The organism is Flectobacillus sp. BAB-3569, assembly GCF_002270355.1.
GTDB classification, from domain to species: Bacteria; Bacteroidota; Bacteroidia; order Cytophagales; family Spirosomataceae; genus Flectobacillus; species Flectobacillus roseus.
This window is the reverse complement of sequence record NZ_NJFZ01000027.1, coordinates 21,637-42,179: the sequence shown is the minus strand read 5'-3', so window position 1 is coordinate 42,179 and position 20,543 is coordinate 21,637. Positions and strand designations below refer to the sequence as shown.

Annotated in this window: 12 protein-coding genes and 1 pseudogene; 9 read left to right on the top strand and 4 right to left on the bottom strand. The window is 38.1% G+C overall.

The features are described from left to right. A pseudogene (locus tag BWI92_RS27415) lies at positions 1-1,350 on the top strand (immunoglobulin domain-containing protein); the annotation flags it as partial. Between the two features lie 376 nt (positions 1,351-1,726). After that, positions 1,727-3,511 (top strand): gliding motility-associated C-terminal domain-containing protein, encoded by a 1,785-nt coding sequence (locus BWI92_RS21990; RefSeq protein ID WP_095166861.1) that lies wholly within the window; start codon positions 1,727-1,729, stop codon positions 3,509-3,511. Positions 3,512-3,963: 452 nt separating this feature from the next. Here the strand turns inward: BWI92_RS21990 and gcvP are convergent, their stop codons facing one another. Beyond that, positions 3,964-6,846: an aminomethyl-transferring glycine dehydrogenase gene (gcvP, locus tag BWI92_RS21985; protein ID WP_095166860.1), complete on the bottom strand. Its 2,883-nt coding sequence runs from the start codon at positions 6,844-6,846 to the stop codon at positions 3,964-3,966. Between the two features lie 387 nt (positions 6,847-7,233). Here gcvP and BWI92_RS21980 point away from each other — a divergent pair, with 387 nt between their 5' ends. From BWI92_RS21980 to carB, 3 genes are all read left to right on the top strand, one after another. After that, positions 7,234-8,832 (top strand): M28 family peptidase, encoded by a 1,599-nt coding sequence (locus tag BWI92_RS21980; protein WP_095166859.1) that lies wholly within the window; start codon positions 7,234-7,236, stop codon positions 8,830-8,832. A gap of 383 nt (positions 8,833-9,215) precedes the next feature. Then, on the top strand, positions 9,216-10,247 hold the full coding sequence (locus BWI92_RS21975; RefSeq protein ID WP_095166858.1) for a M28 family peptidase: 1,032 nt from the start codon (positions 9,216-9,218) through the stop codon (positions 10,245-10,247). A 331-nt stretch (positions 10,248-10,578) separates the two neighbouring features. After that, the gene (gene carB, locus BWI92_RS21970; protein ID WP_095166857.1) at positions 10,579-13,404 is read left to right on the top strand and encodes a carbamoyl-phosphate synthase large subunit; all 2,826 of its coding nucleotides are present in this window, start codon (positions 10,579-10,581) and stop codon (positions 13,402-13,404) included. A gap of 196 nt (positions 13,405-13,600) precedes the next feature. On the opposite strand, the gene BWI92_RS21965 is transcribed toward carB, so the two are convergent. Together BWI92_RS21965 and BWI92_RS21960 are read right to left on the bottom strand one after the other, a co-directional pair. Then, entirely contained in the window at positions 13,601-14,221 is a 621-nt protein-coding gene (locus BWI92_RS21965) for a hypothetical protein (RefSeq protein WP_095166856.1), read from the bottom strand. A 304-nt stretch (positions 14,222-14,525) separates the two neighbouring features. After that, positions 14,526-15,656 carry a carbon-nitrogen hydrolase family protein gene (locus tag BWI92_RS21960; protein ID WP_176464508.1) on the bottom strand — a complete coding sequence of 377 codons (1,131 nt, stop codon included), beginning with the start codon at positions 15,654-15,656 and terminating at the stop codon, positions 14,526-14,528. Between the two features lie 182 nt (positions 15,657-15,838). On the opposite strand from BWI92_RS21960, the gene BWI92_RS21955 reads away from it, so the two are divergent. Then, entirely contained in the window at positions 15,839-16,252 is a 414-nt protein-coding gene (locus BWI92_RS21955) for a dihydrofolate reductase (RefSeq protein WP_310588948.1), read from the top strand. 131 nt (positions 16,253-16,383) lie between these two features. Next, entirely contained in the window at positions 16,384-16,794 is a 411-nt protein-coding gene (locus BWI92_RS21950) for a molybdenum cofactor biosynthesis protein MoaE (protein ID WP_095166852.1), read from the top strand. A gap of 193 nt (positions 16,795-16,987) precedes the next feature. Here the strand turns inward: BWI92_RS21950 and BWI92_RS21945 are convergent, their stop codons facing one another. Then, complete coding sequence (locus tag BWI92_RS21945; RefSeq protein WP_095166850.1) at positions 16,988-18,010, bottom strand: acyl transferase; 1,023 nt, start codon at positions 18,008-18,010, stop codon at positions 16,988-16,990. Between the two features lie 270 nt (positions 18,011-18,280). Here BWI92_RS21945 and BWI92_RS21940 point away from each other — a divergent pair, with 270 nt between their 5' ends. Then, positions 18,281-18,823: a hypothetical protein gene (locus BWI92_RS21940; RefSeq protein ID WP_095166848.1), complete on the top strand. Its 543-nt coding sequence runs from the start codon at positions 18,281-18,283 to the stop codon at positions 18,821-18,823. 306 nt (positions 18,824-19,129) lie between these two features. Further along, complete coding sequence (locus tag BWI92_RS21935) at positions 19,130-20,395, top strand: hypothetical protein (RefSeq protein WP_095166846.1); 1,266 nt, start codon at positions 19,130-19,132, stop codon at positions 20,393-20,395. Positions 20,396-20,543 lie beyond the last annotated feature (148 nt).

The window sequence follows — 20,543 nt, the reverse complement described above, 5'->3', positions numbered from 1 at the left end:
TATGGTGCTTGGGATTCAAATGGTGTTTGGGGTGTGTCGCCTCATACCATTGTCAAAGCATGGTTTTTGTCTGGTGCTAAAGATTGTCAGAAGTTTAGAGTTATCCTTCATCACCTTGCGACAACTGTTTGTTCAGGAGGTTCGGTTAATTTGAATGTAAATGCAACGGTTGGTTCTGGCGTAAAATCTTACTCATGGAGCGGCCCAGCAAGCTTTACTGCCACAACAACGAACCCTGTACTGTCGAATGTTTCAGTAAGTAATTCAGGAACATATACAGTCACTATCGAAGGTAATTCTGGTTGTACAACTACTGCGACAGTTGGTATTACAGTGAGTCCTATTCCAACAACGACTAAAGCAGTTGAATTCTGTGAAGGTAGTACAACAACTTTGGCAGTCACTGGATTTACCAATGCTACTTATAGTTGGAATACTTCAGCAACAACGTCTTCAATTAGCGTATCAACTGCTGGAGCTTATACGGTGAATATTACGGAAGCTAATGGATGTAAATCTGTTCAGGTATTCAATGTGACTCAGAACCCTAAAGCAGCAACAGTTGTAACAGGAGCAACAGCATTCTGCTCGGATGCTTCAACTCAGTTGACAATTAATTCAGGTGTAACTAGCGGTCAAACTTACTTGTGGACAGGGCCAAACGGATTTAGCTCAACATCTCAAACGGTATCTATTACCCAAGAGGGAACATACACCGTGAAAGTAATTACTGATAAAAACTGTGAAGCAACGACAACGGTGGCAGTAACCAAAAATAGTGTAAATGCGACCGCTACTTCGGTAAGTGCTTGTGCAGGTTCTTCTATTACTCTAGGAGCAAGTGGTGGTACGGCTTACAGTTGGGAAGGGCCTAACGGATTTACTTCGACAGATCAAAACCCTGTAGTATCTGGAGCGAGCGCATTGTCGCAAGGTATTTATATGGTAGCTGTTTCTGCTAATGGTTGTGTGGCAACAGCTACAACAGATGTAATGGTCTATGCAAAACCAAACTTTGTTCCGATTGTCACTAACTCAGAATGTAACAACACCACAGCTATCAACAACGGTTCAATTCGTATCGCAGGTTTCAATACTGGAGATAAATATGACATTGTTGAAGCTTCAACTTACACAGGAACGAAAAACTTTGCAACGGCAACGGTTATTCCTACCAATGGTATCTTGATGGCGAATATTCCGAATCCAACGGCAACAAAAACCTACACGATTCGAGTATTCAATGCCAATGGTTGTTTTACAGATCAAGTAGTGAGAATTCAGCCTGTAGCTTGTGATTGCGGACCTCAAGAATGTGTTCCAATTACAATTCAAAAATCAGCGAGATAAATAGAATTAGGTAAAAGCCTTTTCTAAAAAGATAATAAGAAATGGGACCAATTAATTAACGGAAGTTTTCATCGCGAGCGAAGACTCTATCTTATCCCATATTAGCAAACCCCTTTGTCAATTGATGAAGGGGTTTCTTTTTTGGAAAAGAGTATCAGGAAAATATTCAATTGTATTGCAACGTTAATTACAGTAAATTTGTCAATCTTATTGAGAATCAGGATTATACTTTGAAAGCTGTTTTAGAAAAGAATTTTGGGTAAATGTGTGATAGAAAATTTACTCTAACAGCACCCCAAAAATAACTCTTCATTCCTGATTTTTACAAATAGCCCATATCAAAAAGTATTTCCTACAATTTCGATTACTAACTTATATGCCCTCAAAGATTTACCGATATATTGCCTTTTTCGCCATATTATTCCTAAGTTATTCTTCGTCATTTGCACAGCAAATTAAGATGGATGGTTTAGGTATATGCCCTAACAGTTCTCTACGTTTGTATGTTGATAACCCCGATGATTATTCAGGTTTTAGTTGGCAACAGTTCGTGGTATCCTCACAAAGTTGGTCGGCTCAAGTGAATGGGGTGGGAGGTGTCAATGGTAGTGATTTGAATATTACAGAATCAGGTAGATATAGACTTTTTGCTAACCGTAAATCTGGTAACGCAACTGTTTCATTTCCAGAAGTGACAGTTATAGATTTGGTAGCTCCAATTTCAGAAATTACGCCCGCTGTAGCCACCAATCAAATCTGTAAAGGTAATTCCCTAGAGCTTCGAGCCAATACAGTCACTAATGTTTTTTATAATTGGCGACTCAATAATAACTCGCTAAATAATAATAATACTGTCATTAAGGCTACCAAAGAAGGTAAGTATGTACTCGAAGTAATAGATAGAACTACAGGTTGTGTAAAATCATCTACCCCTTATGAGATTACTTATTTTTCCTTACAACAACCAGTCATTACGCCCGTTCCAACAGTCTGTGGTGTAAGTACAGCAGGCTTTAATCTTTCGGTAAATTATGCTGGAGGTACGTTCAGAGGGCCAGGTATTACCAATACCTCTATGGGCTTTTTTTCGCCACAAGATGCCAAAGTAGGAACTCACAAAATCTTTTATTCTTTGCCACAAAATAATAGCTGTCCAAATTTAGAGGATAGTGTTCAAATTGTCGTAAAAGACCCTCAAGTGGTACTTACTAGTAGCACTGGCGGTACAGATTTTTGTATTGGACAACCAGCCAGTTTACAAGCTACCACAGGTTTTGTAAGTTATGAATGGTCTCAAAATAGTACTATACTATCGGAGGTAGGTAGCAAATTAACAATCACTAGTGATGCTGATTATAAAGTGAAGGTTTCGGATGGAGAGTGTAGTGCCGAAAAGGTATTCACGGCAAAATTTGTTAATCAGGTTCAGCCCAAAATTACGAATATTCCCTCCGTTTGTGGGCTAAATCATACTGCAGTTCCTTTGGAAGGTACTCCTATTGGGGGGGCTTTCACGATTGATGGTGTCGCAGCAACGCAGTTTGATTATGCCAGATTAGGAGTCGGAAAACACACAGTAAATTACGAAGTGAGAGGCACATTGAGTTGTTTGAATGGTATAGCCCAGCAAGAGGTAATCATTCATGAAATTCCTAAAATCGAATTTGCTCGTACTGAATTTATGTGGAAAGGTTCAAGTGTAGTGCTTCAAAGTAACTATACAGATCCAACCTATCTTTACACATGGACTCCTAATGTTGCCTTAAGCGATCCAAAAATTCCAACTCCCATAGCCAATCCTACAGCAACACAAACTTACACTTTGAAGGTAGAAAGTCCATTTAGCTCAAATTGTAGTGACGAAAAATCGGTAGATGTCGTAGTGTTTGAAAAAATCTGGATTCCAGATGTATTTACTCCTAATGGAGACGGATTTAATGATACTTGGGAATTAACCAACATAACAGCTTATCCCAATGCAGAAGTACGCGTATTTAATCGTTGGGGAGAGATTGCCTATTATTCTTACGGAAGTTATGGTGGTTTTGATGGTACTTATAATGGGAATGTTTTACCGATGGGATCATATACTTATCATATCATTCCATTTCCAGACCACCCAGAGCTAGAACTTAAAGGTACGTTAGCGATATTTAGATAAATAAAAATGAGCGATTCACTAAAAGAGTGAATGAGTGATTTTTGAATTTATATTGTGCCTGTAGAAACACAGTATTTTGCATCTAAAGATGCATCATTTTGAAAAATGGTATCGACGCTGTCTATACATTATCCTTTTGAAAGAAGAAATATGCTTGATTTAAAGCCTTACACAGATTAGCCTTAAAGTAAAAAATACGATTCCATTTAGTAGGTGAATTTATTCACCTGAAGATTGAGTGATTATTTTCATTCATAGAAACACAATGTTTTGCGTCTAAAGCCCAGACATATCTAGCATTACAGCATCAAAAAAAGCGGTCGAAAAATAATTTTCGACCGCTTTTTTTTAACCTATAGTATAAAGCTTTATGCTAATTTTGGGTAAAATTAAGTTAATAATACGAGTACAATCCAGTAACGGATACACTACCAACTAATAACGTCTTTTCCCTATTGAGCATATTCTTCTGTTGGAATACAAGCACAAACCAAGTTACGGTCACCATACGCTGAGTCAATTCTCGATACAGTTGGCCAGAATTTGTTAGCTTTTACATACGCCAATGGGAATACAGCTTTTTCACGAGAATACGGTTTGTCCCAGTTTTCTTGTAAAGCTACATATTGTGTATGTGGAGCATTTTTCAAAACGTTGTTAGTTTTGTCTGCACCAGCTTCAATTTCAGCGATCTCTGCACGGATAGCAATCATTGCATCACAGAAACGATCTAACTCCGCTTTAGATTCAGATTCAGTTGGCTCAACCATCAATGTTCCAGCAACTGGGAACGAAAGAGTAGGAGCGTGGAATCCATAATCCATCAAACGTTTTGCAATATCTTCTGCTTCTACACCTGCTGAAATTTTGAATGGACGACAATCCAAAATCATTTCGTGAGCACAACGTCCTTCTGTACCTGTGTAAAGTACAGGGTAGTGTCCTTCCAAACGAGCTTTGATATAGTTGGCGTTCAAAATCGCTGTTTCTGTAGCTCTTGTCAAACCGTCGCCACCCATCAAGGCAATGTAAGCATAAGGAATAGTCAAGATACTAGCCGAACCATAAGGAGCAGCCGAAACCGCTGTGATACCCAATTTACCACCTGCATCTTTTACAACAGCGTGAGCAGGCAAGAATGGAGCCAAGTGTGCTGCCACACCGATTGGACCCATACCAGGACCACCACCACCGTGAGGAATACAGAACGTTTTGTGTAAGTTAAGGTGACAAACGTCAGCGCCAATAGTTGCAGGAGAGGTAAGACCAACCTGCGCATTCATATTAGCTCCGTCCATATATACCTGACCACCATGCTCGTGAATCAATGCACAAATTTCTTTGATTGACTCTTCGAATACACCGTGAGTAGATGGATAAGTTACCATCAAACACGAAAGACTATCAGAATATTGTTCAGCTTTGGCACGCAAGTCAGCAACATCGATGTTTCCGTTTTCGTCACATTTCGTCACAACCACTTTCATACCCGCCATGACAGCCGATGCTGGGTTAGTTCCGTGTGCAGAAGAAGGAATCAAGGCTACATTACGATTGAAATCACCTCTTGACTCATGATATGCACGAATTACCATCAAACCTGCATATTCACCTTGAGCACCAGAGTTTGGTTGGAATGACATTTGTGCAAAACCAGTGATTTCAGACAACCATACGTTTAGCTCATCAATCATTTTCAAATAACCACCAACTTGATTTTTTGGAGCAAATGGGTGAACGTTACCAAATTCTTGCCAAGTTACTGGAATCATTTCGGTAGTAGCATTCAACTTCATAGTACAAGAACCCAACGAAATCATGGAGTGAACCATTGAAAGGTCTTTGTTTTCCAATTGCTTCAAATAGCGCAACATTTCATGTTCTGAATGATAGCTATTGAAAACTTCGTGTGTCAAATATGCACTTTCACGTTTCAAAGAAGCAGGGAAAGCATAATCAACTTTGTCGAAAAGGCTTTCTAGTTTTACTTCTTTTTTACCAATTTTTTCAAAAGCGTAGATAATTGTTTCTACGTCTTCCAAAGTACAAGTTTCGTCCAAAGAAATACCGATGTAACGGTAGTCATCATAATAACGGAAGTTGATGCCATTAGCCAATGCTTCCATTCTTAAACGCTTCTCGTCTTCGTCGATAAATACTTTAATCGTATCAAAATATGATTCAGTCTCTACTTTATATCCTAGCTCTTCGAGAGCCAAAGCTGTCAATTTAGTCAAACCATGAACTTTCTCCGCAATAGCTTTGATGCCCTCTGGTCCGTGATAAACTGCATAAGCCGCAGCCATTACCGACAACAATACTTGTGCTGTACAAATATTAGAAGTAGCTTTTTCACGACGAATATGTTGTTCGCGTGTTTGCAAAGCCATACGCAAAGCACGATTTCCCTGAGCATCTACAGATACCCCGATAATACGACCTGGAATATGACGTTTGAATTCTTCTTTTGTTGCAAAGAATGCAGCGTGAGGACCACCAAAGCCCATTGGTACACCAAATCTTTGAGAAGAACCTACTACAACATCAGCACCCATTTCACCTGGAGATTTTAACAAACTCAAGGCAAGCAAATCTGCTGCAACAATAACATTGATACTCAACTCATGTGCCGAGGCAATAAAGTCTGTGTAATCAAAAATAGAACCATCACCAGCAGGATATTGTACAAATACAGCGTAAATATCTTCCTGAGTAAGGTCAACAGTACGGTGGTCGCCTACTACAACCTTGATACCAAGTGGAGTAGCACGTGTAACCAATACATCGATAGTCTGAGGGTGACATAGTTCAGAAACAAAGATGGTTTCAGCGTTTTTCTTGGCACCTTTTCTTTGTCCGTGAAGCATAGTCATCGCTTCAGCAGCAGCTGTACCTTCGTCGAGCAACGAGGCGTTAGCAATTTCCATTCCTGTCAAATCAATTATCATGGTTTGATAATTGAGCAACATCTCCAAACGACCTTGAGCAATTTCTGCTTGATAAGGAGTATAAGCAGTATACCAAGCTGGATTTTCTAGAATATTACGTAAAATCACAGAAGGAGTGATTGTATCATAATATCCCATCCCAATATGAGATTTGTAGGTATCATTTAACTGAGCTAATTTCTTGAAATCTTTCAAAAATTGAGCTTCAGATTTTGCTTTTGGAAGATTTAATGCCTGTGGCAAACGAATTGCCGCAGGTACTGTTTGGTTGATGAGTGTTTCGATCGAATCAACACCAATTGCCTCTAACATAGCCTTACGGTCAGCTACATGTGAGTTGTTATGGCGTGTCTCAAATTTTTCCTGATACTGAAAGTTGATTTTCATTAAATGGGTGATTTGATGGTATTTTGTCGGAAATCGCTGCAAATTTAAGTAGAATTATTATCAAAACAGCAAACACTTGTTCACAAATCCCTAACATTGAATCCAGAAGGCTCGGACAGTGCTAATTAGAGCGATTTTTACAAGTAACATCCTGTTTCAGAAGATTGTTCTAGTAATTTTTTCAAAAAAACGCAGCAATCATTCTTGGATTAATCCAGTTTTAGGTAAGTGTTTACTAATTCTCTGACTTTTGTGAGAAAATTGCATGAGATAGAAGAGTGTTCAAGAGAAAAATTGTTTAAGCTCTGATATACCCCCACAAACTCCCATTTGTCCCACACCAAGAATTCATTATCTTCGTAGATTCATTCAACAAAATACCTTTATATGAAAAAACTGATAGTACCCGCTGTCTTGTTGCTCATGACTGGTACGGCTACTTTGGCACAGGATAAAGTGATTGCTAAGTACGCTAATACCATCAAGGCTGACGACCTAAAAAAACATCTTACATTTATTGCCTCTGATAGCCTAAAAGGTAGAGACACTGGCTCGCCAGAACAAAAAGTAGCTGCACAATACATTGCCAATCATTTCGAATCGGTAGGCTTGAAAGGAATCGTTGGTGCCGACAAATCGCATTTCCAATTAGTAGATTTAGTAAAACGTGGTTGGGGCGAATTTTATATCAAGTCCAATACCAAGACTTATGTGTATCTCCAAGACTTTATTGCTAGCAATACAGCTCCAATCAACACTGAAGAAAAAGTAGATTTCGTATTTGTGGGTTATGGTATCGACGAATCTCGCTTGAGCGACTACGCTACCATGGACGTAAAAGGAAAAGTGATTGTAGCATTTGATGGCGAACCTCGTAATACCGATGGTACTTATGTACTTTCAGGTAGTAACGAAGCTTCAAAATGGAGTAAAGCTGACAGCTGGAAAGATAAAATGGCGATTGCTAAAGAAAAAGGAGCAAAAGCTATGATATTGATTACAAAAACTTCAGACGAAGATTTTGATAAAGCGATCAAACAGCGCCAAGTAATGATGAAGCGTTTTGGCAATGCTCGTATGGGATTCCGTGAAGATGGTGAGCCTAAAGGAGCTGATTTTGCTGTCCTAAACGTGAGCAATGCTATGGCAACAGATTTGTTGGGCATCAAAGCTGGCGATTTGGATGCACTTCGTGCTAAAGCTGCCGAAACGAAAAAAACAGTTGCTGGTTCTTTGACACCACAAACAGGCGCTTTACGTATCGAGCGCACTATTACTCCTGTCGAAACTTACAACGTATTGGGTTTCTTGGAAGGTACTGATAAAAAAGATGAAATCGTTGTGGTAACTTCTCACTACGACCACGTGGGTGTAAACGATGGTAAAATCTATAACGGTGCAGATGATGATGGCTCTGGAACGGTATCTGTATTGGAAGTCTCTGAGGCTTTCGGAAAAGCTGCCAAAGCTGGTCACCGTCCTCGTCGTAGTATGTTGTTTATGACGGTAACTGGTGAAGAAAAAGGCTTGCTAGGTTCTGAGTTTTATGTAAGACATCCTGTGTTGCCTTTGGAAAACACAGTTTGCGATATCAATATCGACATGGTAGGTCGTACCGACAAAGAACATGAAGGAAAAGGTGACTATATCTATGTGATTGGTTCTGATAAATTGTCTTCAGAATTACATCAAATCATGGAGACGAGCAATAACAAGTACACAAAAATGGATTTGGATTACCGTTACAATGACCCTAATGATCCTAACCGTTTCTATTATCGTTCAGACCATTATAACTTTGCTAAAAACAAAATTCCTGTAGCATTTTTCTTCAACGGTGTTCATGATGATTATCACCAGCCTACCGACGATGTAGAGAAAATTGAATTTAACAAAATGGAAAAACGTGCCAAATTGGTGTACTATATGGCATGGGATTTGGCAAATCGTGATAAACGTATTGTGGTAGATTCAAACAAACCTTAATAGGAGTGCTGATTTTGAGAAGTTATCAAATCAAGTGCTAAAGCGCAAAAATAAAGTCAAAGCAACAAAGGCAGCTTATATGGCTGCCTTTGTGCTACATGGGGCAGTAAGTAATAAGGTAAAATTAACTCTGACGATTTAGCTTTCAGTCAAATATTTCTTATGAAATAGTAGTAGGTTTTTGTAATAGGCACTAGGCACCAGGCAAAGAGTTTTAACATGCTTTTTGATAAGCACAGACTTATTTTTGTCCAAAGACCATGGCCCAAAGCCGAAAACTTAAATTTACATTCACAATTCACAACTCACAATTCAGCACTAATACCTTGAGGTGTTGCCCCTTTCGCCTGTTCACCAAAAGTACCATTTATCCAAGAACAATTATGCTTAAAAAATTACTCTTCTGTTTAACATTAATTCCCTATTATTTACAGGCTCAAGACAGCACTGCACTTCGATTTGCGCAGTATATTTCGGTGCCAGAATTAAAAAAACATTTAACCTACATTGCATCCGATGAGCTAGCGGGTCGTCGTACAGGTACTGTTGGACAAAAAAAGGCGGCTCAGTATATAGCAAAACATTTTGAGAGCCAAGGCTTATTACCAATCGTAAAAGATAGCCTCAAAGGAGATAGTTTTATTCAACCATTTTATATTAAACGGTATTTCTTAGAACAATATAGTGTCATTCATGCTCCTAAAACACAGCATATCAAAGGACGAGGCGTCATTCCTACCGAAAATGTACTGGGCTTTATTGAAGGCACAGATAGAAAAGACGAAGTAGTCGTTATTACAGCACATTACGACCATTTAGGAAAAGATCAAGGGAAAGTATATAACGGAGCCGATGATGATGGCTCAGGCACATCTACGATTTTGGCTTTGGCTACCGCCTTTGCGGAGGCACAAAAAGCAGGTTATAAACCTTCAAGAAGTATTTTGTTGATGACGGTAGCTGGAGAGGAGATGGGGTTGTTGGGCTCAGAATTTTATACAGAGCATCCAGTTTTACCACTCGATAAAACCGTATGTAACCTCAATATTGACATGGTAGGTCGTATTGATCATTACCACGAAGAAGAAAAAGACCCCAACTATGTTTATGTGATTGGTTCAGACAAAATGAATCCCAAATTGGATAGTCTTTTAAAAAATACTAATAATACCTACACACACTTGTCTCTGGATTATGCTTACAGCTCAGAGATGCACCCATTGCAGTTGTATTATCGTTCAGATCACTACAATTTTGCCAAGCATAATATCCCAATTATCTTTTTTACCAACGGTGAGCATGACGACTATCACAAACCAACCGACGATGTCGATAAGATAGAATTTGACATTTTGCAAAAACGTGCGCAACTATTCTTTTTTCTGGCTTGGCGTATTGCTAGAGGCGAATTTTAGGGGTTTTTAGGGTAAAAACAGAATAATATTTTTCTTAGAAAGTTTTTGAAAAATTAAATAAATACAATTTTAGGCTTCGTTTTTCGGCTCAATCTATTACCTTTGTGCAATTTTTGAGCATATCCTTCCTTTGTTACCGCTATGTAATTTAAGGATGTTCCACAAAAATTGCACTCTGATAATCAGGTATTTGCTAATGATTAGATTTTTTGAGACATGTTTTTATCACAAATTTCAATTAATCATGAATGTTCTAATAGTAAGTCGCTGAAAATCAGTACTGAATACTTTTATTTTACGTATTATTTCAAAACTAACATAAAGTACAGCCGTGCCTAAAGACACATCCATCAAGTCCGTTCTCATTATCGGTTCAGGTCCAATTATCATCGGTCAGGCTTGCGAATTTGACTATTCTGGCTCGCAAGCAGCGCGTTCACTTCGTGAAGAAGGAATCGAGGTTATTTTGATTAACTCGAATCCTGCCACGATTATGACAGACCCTCTCAATGCAGACCATGTATATCTGAAGCCACTTGAGAAAAAGTCTATTATTGAAATCTTAGAGAAACACAAAGTCGATGCCGTTTTGCCAACTATGGGTGGTCAGACGGCATTAAATTTAGCTATCGATTGCGACGCTGCAGGTATCTGGGAAAAATACGGAGTACGTATCATCGGTGTAGACATCAATGCGATTGAAACTACCGAAGACCGCGAGAAGTTCCGTTTGAAAATGCTAGAAATTGGTGTTGGCGTTTGTAAAGGTCGTACTGCTCGTTCTTTCTTGGAGGGTAAAGAAATTGCGCAGGAAACAGGCTTCCCGTTGGTTATTCGTCCTTCGTTTACCTTGGGTGGTACTGGTGGTGGTTTTGTTAATGAGCCAAAAGATTTTGACGCTGCTCTTAACAAAGGTTTGCACGCTTCGCCTACGCATGAAGTATTGGTAGAACAATCTATCATGGGTTGGAAAGAATACGAACTTGAGTTGTTGCGTGACAACTTAGGCAACGTAATCATTATCTGTTCTATCGAGAACTTTGACCCAATGGGTATTCACACTGGTGACTCTATTACAGTAGCTCCAGCGATGACTTTGCCAGACACTATCTACCAAAAGATGCGTGACATGGCCATCAAGATGATGAATGCGATTGGTAAGTTTGCGGGTGGTTGTAACGTTCAGTTTGCCTTGAATCCTGATACTGACGATATCATTGCTATCGAAATCAATCCACGTGTATCTCGTTCTTCGGCTTTGGCTTCGAAAGCAACTGGTTATCCAATTGCTAAAATCGCTGCTAAAATGGCGATTGGCTACAACCTTGACGAATTAACTAACGCTATCACAGGTTCAACTTCTGCGTTTTTTGAACCAGCGCTTGACTACGTGATTGTGAAAGTACCACGTTGGAACTTTGATAAATTCCACGGAGCTGACAAATCTTTGGGTCTCCAAATGAAGTCAGTAGGTGAGGCTATGGGTATTGGTCGTAACTTCCAAGAGGCATTGCAAAAAGCTTGTCAATCACTCGAAATCAAACGTAATGGTTTGGGAGCAGATGGCAAAGGCTTGCGCGATCAAGATGCTATCATGAAGTCATTGGCTAATCCATCTTGGAATCGTCTGTTCCATATCTACGATGCCTTCAAAATGGGTATCTCGTTCAAAACAATCCGCAACGCTACTAAGATTGACAAATGGTTCTTATACCAAGTGGAAGATTTAGTAAGAGTGGAAAATGAACTAGAGAAATACACACTTCAGTCTGTACCAAAAGCATTATTGGAAGAAGCAAAACACAAAGGTTTTGCTGACCGTCAAATTGCTTACGCTTTACGTTGTTTAGAATCTGAAGTACACGACTTGCGTACAAGCTACGGTATTACACGTGTTTACAAATGCGTAGATACTTGTGCAGCTGAGTTTGAAGCAAAAACTCCTTATTTCTACTCATCATTCTCGCAAGGTTCAGAAACGCTTGATAATGAGTCGGTAGCAACTGATAAGAAAAAAGTAATCGTATTGGGTTCTGGTCCTAACCGTATCGGTCAAGGTATCGAATTTGACTATTCTTGTGTACACGGTATTTTGGCGGCAAAAGAAGCAGGTTATGAGGCAATCATGATTAACTCAAACCCTGAAACAGTTTCGACAGACTTCGATATCGCTGATAAATTATACTTCGAACCAGTATTCTGGGAGCACGTTTATGACATTATCCAACACGAAAAACCAGAAGGTGTTATCGTTCAGTTGGGTGGTCAGACTGCACTTAAATTAGCTGAGAAATTATCGAAATATGGTATCAAAATTATTGGTACATCTTTCGAAGCCCTTGACTTAGCTGAAGACCGTGGTGCATTCTCTACATTGTTGAAAGAAAATGACATTCCATATCCTAAATTTGGAGTTTGTGAAGATGCTGACAACGCAGTAGAATTAGGTCGTCAATTGGGGTATCCTTTGTTGGTTCGTCCTTCTTACGTATTGGGTGGACAATCAATGAAGATTGTAATCAACGAGCAAGAATTGGAGCAACACGTAGTAGACATCTTACGTGATATTCCAGGTAACAAAATTTTGCTAGATCATTTCCTTGAGAACGCGATCGAAGCAGAAGCTGATGCAATTTGTGATGGCGAAGATGTTTATATCATCGGAGTAATGGAGCACATCGAGCCTGCGGGTATTCACTCTGGTGACTCTCACTCGGTATTACCTCCATTCGATTTATCTGAAAATGTAATTCGTCAAATCGAAGATCATACAAGAAAAATTGCTTTAGCACTTCAAACAAAAGGTTTGATTAACATTCAGTTTGCCGTTAAAGACGAAGTTGTGTATATCATCGAAGCTAACCCACGTGCTTCGCGTACGGTACCATTTATCTGTAAAGCATACCAAGAGCCGTATGTAAACTACGCTACTAAAGTAATGCTAGGTGCTAAATTGAAAGACTTCAACTTTGCTCCTAAGAAAAACGGATGGGCAATCAAGATTCCAGTATTCTCATTCAACAAATTCCCGAATGTAAATATGGAATTAGGGCCAGAAATGAAATCAACAGGTGAAGCCATTTACTTCATTGATTCATTGAAAGATGAGTTCTTCCGCAAAGTGTATAGCGAACGTAATTTGTATCTTTCTAAATAAGAAAAATACAAATTATAAATAATAAAAGGGGCTTTGAGTGCTAGTTACTCGAAGCCCTTTTTTTGTAGAAGTTAGTAGGCAAAATAAAATCCAACTATTTGGCTTTCGACTTTCAGCAATGGGCTTTCGGCAAAAACATGTTAAAACTCTTTGCCTAGTGCCTGTTGCCTAAAGCACATACGACTACCTTAGAAAATTAAAATTCAACCTTCTCATCTACAGCTGTTCCTAGTTTTTCTAACGAATCCATTACCTCTATAAATAGCTCAAACATAGTTTTAATGGTCTTAAAGTTGAGGATAATACCGTCCATTTCCATGTATAATTCATGTACTCCATCGGGTAGACCATCCATAAAAATACCACTATTATCTACAATTCTGAATTGGAAGTTTACTTGCTGAGAAATAGAAAGAAGACTCGTTTTGACAGAGCTGTTTGTTAGTAAATCTTGGATTTTGTGGTGATTACTTTTGATAATAAATTTCTCATCAAATTTTGTATTGCCAATCGTAAGGTCTTGCGCACCCAATACTTTACCAACGATACCAAGCCAACCCTCTTCATAAATCCTAAAAACAAAGTTATCTAAGGTCTTATACCGACAACGCATCCGAGTAAAGGGAGGATTATGTTTGTCTAGTGTCCTGTAGTCAACCTCTAGTCTGGTTTTCCAATTACGATGCTGCCTTTCCAAGGCAACTGTATCATCAAGAAATCGTGATTGTGAAATGATTGTAGCCTTCAACGCTTTTTGATAGTCTGGCCAAACGTCTTTATGATTGGTATAGTGAGCAGAGTCGTCTAGTAAAAACATAGTAATCTCTTATGGGAGTAATGATAAAATACGTGGCTTGATATATGAATTAATTTTCATCATATCGTATATCGTAGACCAAAAAAACGTCAATAGAAAATTCCATTGACGTTTTTGCCTATACCTATATTAATATCGTTAACTTATTTTTGTTATTAATACTAACTGATTGGTAATGATTTTGCAAACAAACATTTGGCAAGCAATTAGTGCAATAACATATAAACTTAACATAAAAAATTGAAATTTAACATTATTTTCACTTCATTTTTTTAAACGGTAAAGTAAGACTTCCTAAATGGCGTTAAAGCCATAAACACGTTGCGGTTGAGCTAAGTGATTGATTGTCAGTATATGATTTTGTACCAAGAGTAGAGGTCGTTCTTCCATCAAATCCAAAATCCCATAACTGCCCCTTTAGAAATACATTCATCCCTGCCTGCATATTCCCAACTGTAAATGCTTTTCCTACCATGGCATATTTTAGCCAAGCTTGTCCTTCTGTCAAAATGCCAATATCAGCTTTGGCTTGTACTGGCGTTGGCCAACCACTGTAGCCAGTCCAGGGAATTTGCCAACCAAAATTGATAGAACAGAATGAAGGCACAGCCAGAATTTTCACACCCTTTTGCATAAGAACTTGATAACCCTCTTGAAACCATGAATCCGCACAAATTAGTACTCCCAATTTACCTGCAGGAGTGTCGAAACTTGGAAGGTTTTGTATTGGCGAAGCAGCTAAAAATGCTTGTTCTTCAGCAATAGGAAAGCTTTTTTTGACCAAATCAATAGCAATAGTTCCATTTGGGCGAAACACTGCCGAGACATTATACATGAGTCCATCTTGTGGAATGATCTCATTGTTTTCAACTTTGGGATTAGGCAAAAGAATAGACCCCGCCACAATATGTACCTGATACGTGGAGGCGATTTTCTTGAAAACATTACCATAAATCTTTGCCATTATTTCCGCTTTCATCTTAAAAATAGCATATCTTGGATGTACTTTAACAGAATCGGGAACACTCAAATAGGCACTCGCATAACTTCCTAAATTACTGAGTGCCATCGTTTGCAATGCCTTGGCTGATGAGGGCGAAGTATATACCGAATGCTTTTCATTAACAGTTACCAACCATGTGCCCAAATATTCGGGAAGCACAACAATACTTTTGCTGTTGAGCCAATGGCGTTGTTTGAGCTGAGCAAAATAACCATCCATTTTTTTATAAAAAGCTTTCTCTGAACTATAGTCTGCTGTGACCATGAAAGGTTGAATTCCAATGAGATTTCCACGACCTGAATCAATACCAATCGTTTGATAGTCTCTGAATTGAGCATCAGTAGGGAGGTCAAGCTCTTGTCGATCGAGATTGGACCAAATCAGATACCCGAATAGTAATAGTACTGGAATAAGTAGTAATAATTTTTTCATAGTTAGCATATCGGTATTGTATTCATAATTTTAGGGTTGCTAAAGTTATGGAGAATATGTTTAATAGAAAACCACAATTACGACTTAACAAGACCAACAATCTTGAAAGGCGTACTAATGAAAGAACATTTATTGCTTATTTTTACAAAAAAATTAGAATAGCATTTTAAAGAAATAAAACTTTGAAACTCTCAATAATTGTTGCAACAGCCGAACAGGGCGTAATAGGAAAAGACAATCAATTAATTTGGCATTTGCCTGAAGATCTTAAAATGTTTAGACGTTTGACAACTGGTCATGTGATTATCATGGGTCGTAAAACATTTGAGTCTATTGGGAAACCACTTCCTAATCGTACTTCCATCATTATTTCACGCAATAACGACTATCAGGTTGAGGGTTGTATTGTTGTGGGTTCTTTAGAGGAAGCAGTTGAAAAGGCAAAAGAAATAGAAACAGAAGAGGCTTTTATCATCGGCGGAGCACAAATCTATGCTTTAGCATTGGATATGGCAGACACGGTATATTTGACCCAAGTGCATCATAATTTTGAAGGCGACGCTTTTTCCCAATCTTGGATACAAACATTTGGATAGAGAAAGAACGTAAGTCTTTTTCTCCTGATGAAAAGCATGCATATGCTTTCGATTTTGTTACTTTAGAAAAACGCACTGAGAAAGTGTAGGATTCTTCGATATTTTCATCAAAAAACACATATCACGAGGCTATGATTGCTATTGCAGATTCTCCTATAAATATTCAAGAATGTATTGACGCTGCTCAGTCTGAACGTGCTGGGGCAGTAGATGTATTTATTGGAACCGTTCGAAATCATAATAAAGACAAGTCGGTAGTACGACTAGAGTTTGAAACGTATGATTCAATGGCTGTCAAAAAAATGCAAGAATTGGCCGATGAAGCTCAAGTACGCTGGAATACCGAAAAAATTGTAATGGTACATCGCAAAGGTGTACTTTCGATAGGCGACGTAGCCGTAGTAATAGCTGTAGCAACGCCTCACCGTGCAGCTTCATTTGAAGCCTGCAAGTGGCTTATCGATACGCTCAAGCAAGTAGTGCCTATCTGGAAAAAAGAAGTGTACGACAATGGTGAAGAGTGGCTAGAAGCACATGCTTAAGAGTGATGAGTTTTGAGTTAGGAGTGCGGAGAAAATATCTATTTCGGATATCGGATGTTGGATTTCGGAAGTGTAGCCCATATTTTCGAATAATATTTTACAAAAATTGAGTTATTTTCAATATTTCCGAAATCAGAAATCCCCAATCCGTAATTGTCTGAAACTCCGCACTCCTAACTCAAAACTCATCACTCTAAAGCGTCATCAAATTACAGCCTCTAATATCTGAATTATCGAACCTGCCTAGGATGCGGAAACGGCGATTGTCTGGTAAAAAACTGCCTAAGTCTTTGGTTTCGATAAAAGAACATGAGTCGATATTGGCCAAGTCAATAACATTAATACCTCCTGAACGCACACTTGAATCTACTAATGTAAAAGGGTCGTTGACGTCGCGCAACAACACACGCATAGATGCTGGAAGCTCAAAAATACCTTCTCCATAAGAATATCCTTGCGAAAGTAGCTCGGTCATGCCATATTCTGAATGAATGCTTTTTACACCGAATGCCGCAGTTAATATCTCATGAACTTCTTCTCGTAATAATTCTTTTCTACGTCCTTTCATACCACCTGTTTCCATGATGATAACATCTTCAAAGTCTCTGAGGAAACTAAAATCTTCTCCTGACTCTGCTAAGTCCAAAAGCCCAAAAGTTACTCCGATTAAGAGAATTTTTTGCTTAGGATTTGCTTTGTGAGCCTTTTTAAGACTTTCAATAAGTCCTTTGTAGTCGTTTAAAAAAAAACCAGAATATTGTGAATTGGTTTGCTCAATAAAACTTTTGACCATATAAACCAACGAAGAGTTGTTACGCTCCAAATAGGAGGGAAGCAAGGCCAAAATTTGAAAATTTGCCAAAGACCCATAAAATTTTTCGAATATCTGTATTGCAACCTTTACATAAAAATCTGGGTCATATACATAATGACGACTGGTTTGTGAGCCTGTGGTTCCGCTACTTTCAAAAACAACTTTGCTTGGTACTTGGTTGGTAATGATAGTTTGGGATTTGAAAAATTCGATTGGCAAAAAAGGAATGTCACTAACTGAAGTAATATCAGAAGTTTTTTTTCCAAGTTGCTCGATATATTGACGATAAATAGGATTGTTTGTAGCTTGAAATTGAAAAATATCGAGAGCTAGTGAATCAAAATTTGATTCATCTACCGACAATACTCGTTGTTTTAATATGTCTGCGTTTGATGATTGCATAGTATTGTAAAGAAACTTTTTGTAGCTCAATGGGGCTCTTATCTATATGAGAAGTAACAGCCTATGAATACAAAAATGTTGATTTTGGGAATTCTCCGTGCAAAATTACTTCAAATGATTAACTTTACAGAAGTTTGGTTTTGAAAGAACAACATTTCAAGGGCTTTTTCGTTCCAAGAATGCCATCGTTTTTTGAACACACAAAACGCTCTTAAACGCAGTCAGATAACTGTTTGATAGATTTTTACCTTGTAAAGAACTTGTGCCCCCATGAAAAAAATTACTTTTTTCTTATTAGGACTTTTTGGAATGCTTGGTTGCGTGAGCGAACCAACTTTTGACGTAATACCGTATATTGGCTTCAACTCGGCACGCATTATTACTAAAACATCATCCGATCTTTTGGGTAACACCACCAAACGGGACTCTTTGATTTTGACCATCAATTTCCAAGATGGTGATGGCGATTTGGGACTTACGCAAGATGATTATAAAAAGCTGATTTTGATTCAACCTAACTTACGTACTTTCGATGTGGATTTGTATGTAAAAAAGAAAGGTACTTATATCAAATCAACTCCTAGTTTTCCTTTAGGAGGAAACCATTTCCAACGTTATAAAGAAGGAGATAAGCCTGGTCCAATCGAGGGAAGTATCGATTTTTCTATCAATTTTGACTACAATAACTTCAGTGGTATTCCTTCATTGACAGGAAAAAAAGATACCATCCGTTTTGATATTTGGATTACTGACCGTGCCCTTCACAAAAGTAATGTGGTACAGTCTAACGATATTGTACTATTTGGTAATTAATGTGGCGCTATGCAATAGGCTCTATGCAATAGGCGCTATGTTTTTTTCATACCAATGTGAATTATTGAAAGAGAAGCTACCCAAAAGGTAGCTTTTTTTATGGAATTAGCCTTCACCTAAGTAATAGGGAAGAAGTAATAATACATCTGCAGTACATTTTGATTGTAATCCTTCTGACTATGAGATAATTCTAATCACTGATTTACGGTTAACTAATAACTTTCTTTTACTTATCTTAAATAGCTTTAGAATTGCATCAATTTTTTGTAAATTAAGAAATAAGTTCAATATACTCTTCTCTCAGTTATGCGCGCTAACTTTTCTATAGTCACCCTATTGGTTTTTCTTTCGATGAAAGCCTATTCTCAAAATACAGCAGATCCTATGAGACCTGTGTATTTTCCGACAGATTCTTTATTCTATTATACTGAGAAGGATTTAACTTCTGTTAGATTTTTGATGAATCGTGTACCTTGGTTTGCTTCCAAAAATCAAGTTTTAGATAAAAAGCAGATACATCCTGATGCAATTGTTAAAGTCAACGAGGTAATTTTTTCTAGTAAATCATATCTCGATAAAATGCCAAATATTCAAGTGTATGGTAATGCTACAGATACCTCAATATATTATGTTTATGCTAAAGAAAAATCTAGCCTAAAGAAGCCTGTTCCACTGTCAGCGGCGGCAATTCAGTATCTGGACGATTTGCCTGAAAGCTTTGTTACCTTCAAAAAATTGACTTTAGAAGAGCTTCGCTATACTTGCTCGGTAGAGCAACCTTTTTTTGATGGTTTAGGACTTTCATCAGAAAAAACCTCAACGTCTCCTCGATATTTGGTTGATGGACAACTACAAGCTATTGGATTTACTGAGCGGAATCTTAAGTTGCCCGAAATAGAATCTATTAAAGTCTATTCTCCTGAAAATGCCAAACGCTATTTTAGTTCACGATTTGAGGGAGGGTTAGTTGTAGTAAAAACACATAAAACTAAAACATTGCCCAATCTGGTTTTTAAAATTAATGTTATAGAAAGTGAGAAGATAGCTTCTGATGGTGGATGGAAAATACTATCTGACACCGTTCTTGCTGATATGGATGAGTTTCGAGCTTATCGAAAAGCCAAGCTCGAAGCACAATCGGTGATTTATATGATTGATAATCGACTTGAGAATGAATATACCAATCGAAAAACAATCAATTTAGATGGTGTTGTGTCTATTGAAACCACTTTAGGACAAGGAAGTACTTCTTTCCCAGCTCCCGAAAGAAAGGAAAATAAAATAGATACCATCAAGATTAAAACGAGACAAGTATTTCACCAATCATTAGCAAATATGTCACGTGTGATATCTGAGCTAAAACAAATGCGTGAAAACAAAAAGCCTGAAGTTCCACTCTATATTGTTGATAATGAAGAAATAGATATGGAAAAACTTAAACAGTTTTCGCGCAACGAAATAGAGCTGGTGACAGTACTTAGTTCCTGCGATGGAATGCAGAAATACGGAAAGAAAGCCGAGTTTGGGGCTGTTATCTTTAGACGAAAGAGCCCAAAAACCAGTCAGAACTAGGGTAGTAAATTGCACTATTTTACTTAAATTTGACAGACTTAAGTATTGTGTTGAAGGCATAAGGCAACAGACACAAGTCAAAAAGTGTTAAATTGTGTTTTAGTAACAATAGATATATTTTTGCTGAATGACCAAAGCTGAAAACCAT

Excerpts from the sequence above, each read along its gene's own strand:
- BWI92_RS21975 (WP_095166858.1), top strand. The coding sequence starts at position 9,216 with ATGCTTAAAAAATTACTCTTCTGTTTAACATTAATTCCCTATTATTTA.
- BWI92_RS21980 (WP_095166859.1), top strand. The coding sequence starts at position 7,234 with ATGAAAAAACTGATAGTACCCGCTGTCTTGTTGCTCATGACTGGTACG.
- BWI92_RS21950 (WP_095166852.1), top strand. The coding sequence starts at position 16,384 with ATGATTGCTATTGCAGATTCTCCTATAAATATTCAAGAATGTATTGAC.
- gcvP (WP_095166860.1), bottom strand. The coding sequence starts at position 6,846 with ATGAAAATCAACTTTCAGTATCAGGAAAAATTTGAGACACGCCATAAC.
- BWI92_RS21945 (WP_095166850.1), bottom strand. The coding sequence starts at position 18,010 with ATGCAATCATCAAACGCAGACATATTAAAACAACGAGTATTGTCGGTA.
- BWI92_RS21940 (WP_095166848.1), top strand. The coding sequence starts at position 18,281 with ATGAAAAAAATTACTTTTTTCTTATTAGGACTTTTTGGAATGCTTGGT.
- BWI92_RS21960 (WP_176464508.1), bottom strand. The coding sequence starts at position 15,656 with ATGAAAAAATTATTACTACTTATTCCAGTACTATTACTATTCGGGTAT.
- BWI92_RS21990 (WP_095166861.1), top strand. The coding sequence starts at position 1,727 with ATGCCCTCAAAGATTTACCGATATATTGCCTTTTTCGCCATATTATTC.
- BWI92_RS21935 (WP_095166846.1), top strand. The coding sequence starts at position 19,130 with ATGCGCGCTAACTTTTCTATAGTCACCCTATTGGTTTTTCTTTCGATG.
- BWI92_RS21965 (WP_095166856.1), bottom strand. The coding sequence starts at position 14,221 with ATGTTTTTACTAGACGACTCTGCTCACTATACCAATCATAAAGACGTT.